Annotated in this window: 1 protein-coding gene and 1 pseudogene; one reads left to right on the top strand and one right to left on the bottom strand. The window is 70.5% G+C overall.

The genetic code is table 11. The features are described from left to right. Positions 1 to 310, bottom strand: a 310-nt coding sequence (locus tag FDN03_RS15960) for a hypothetical protein (protein ID WP_138178578.1), incomplete at its 3' end; no start/stop codon positions are given. A gap of 265 nt (positions 311 to 575) precedes the next feature. Here FDN03_RS15960 and FDN03_RS15955 point away from each other — a divergent pair. Beyond that, positions 576 to 1726 (top strand): annotated as a pseudogene (locus FDN03_RS15955) (IS1380 family transposase); the annotation flags it as partial.

Here is a 1726-nt window from a genome sequence, read left to right as displayed (position 1 = left end):
CGGCCGTGACCGCCTCGACTAGGTCTTCCGTACCGGCCGAATTCGGGGTTATCGAGATCGCCTCCTGAGTGCTTGTCAGCTGGCCGCCGGCACCGTCACCACCCTGGTAGGTGCAGATTTTGCCGCGCGTCAGGGCGAGATAGTCGTTCCAGCTGGACGTGGCCGAATCCGTCGGGCTCGCCGCCGGCTCCTCCGTCCGGCCTTCTCCCGCGCTCGCGGTCTCCTGTGCCGTCTCGTCCCCGCAGGCGGTGATCGTGATGGCGCAGGCCACGACAACGGCGAACCCGGCACTCAGCACCCGGCCACGCATAAGGCCCCCTCCTTCGACACCCGAACATCATTCATGTCAGACAATCTCATACTCTGACCGCGTCCATCACCATGGGCACTCAACTCTCACCATTTCGGAAGTGAACAACGGTTCTGCCGCACATCCGGTGTGCCTGTGCGTTAGCCTCGGGCTTTCACCGGGGTGATCGTCTGTTGGGGTGCCGGAAAGAGGAAAGTGCTCCTGAGCTGGGAGGATCGGGCTTGCTGAGGGCCTGAATCCAACCGAACCAAGGAGCACCTTCGCGGTGAAGACTACCGCTCTGTATCCGTCTGTCCGCGTGGACGCCGCCGGGCGTGGAATCGTGTCGCAGGCGGGCGGGCTGCTGCTGACCGAGACGGTCCGGGCCAGCGGGCTGGGGCAGGCGCTGTCGGTGGCGTTGGCGCCGTGGCGGCCTGGCCGGGCGGTGCACGATCCAGGCAAGGTGCTGTGCGATCTGGCGCTGTCGGCGGCGTTGGGTGGGGACTGCCTCGCGGACATCTCGCTGCTGCGCGCGGAACCAGCCGTGTTCGGACCGGTGGCGTCGGACCCGACCGTGTCCCGCACCATCGACCGGCTTGCCGGCGATGTCGAGAAGGCGCTGAAAGCGATCGACGCCGCCCGGGCGGTGGCCCGGGCCCGGGTGTGGGAGCTGGCCGGCGCGCACGCCCCGCACGCCGGGGTGTCGGGCGACGATCCGCTGGTGGTCGATCTGGACGCCACCCTGGTCACCGCCCATTCGGAGAAGGAGCAGGCGGACCGGACGTTGAAGCGGGGGTTCGGGTTCCATCCTCTGTGGGCATTCGCCGACCATGGTGCCGACGGGTCGGGGGACCCGCTGGCGGTGGTGCTGCTGCCGGGTAACGCCGGGGCGAACACCGCCGCCGACCACGTCACCGTGGCCACCGCCGCGCTCGCCCAGCTACCCCGGCGGCTGCGCCGGGGCCGGTCGGTGCTCATCCGTACTGACAGCGGGGGCGGCACGCATGCGTTCGTGGCGTGGCTGGACCGCCGGCGGCTGGCCTACTCGGTCGGGTTCACCCTGCCCGAGGGCGCCGCCGAGGCGATCGCCACGGTTCCTCCGGGGGCGTGGACGCCGGCCTACGACGGTGACGGGCAGCCCCGCGACGGCGCGTGGGTCGCCGAGCTGACCGGGTTGATGGACCTGTCCGGCTGGCCGGTGGGCATGCGGGTCCTCGTGCGCAAGGAACGCCCGCATCCGGGCGCCCAGCTGCGGATCGTCGACCCGGACGGGAACCGCTGCACCGCGTTCGCGACCAACACCCCCCGCGGCCAGCTCGCGGACCTGGAACTGCTTCACCGCCGCCTGGCCCGCTGCGAGGACCGGATCCGCGCGGCGAAGGACACCGGCCTGCGCGACCCTGCCTCTGCACGACTCCACTCAGAACAGGCGCTGCT

Source organism: Glutamicibacter sp. V16R2B1 (genome assembly GCF_005774635.1).
In the GTDB taxonomy this organism is placed as follows: Bacteria; Actinomycetota; Actinomycetes; order Actinomycetales; family Micrococcaceae; genus Glutamicibacter; species Glutamicibacter creatinolyticus.
The sequence above is the reverse complement of the archived record's forward strand: the minus strand, read 5'-3'. Positions and strand labels throughout refer to the sequence as shown.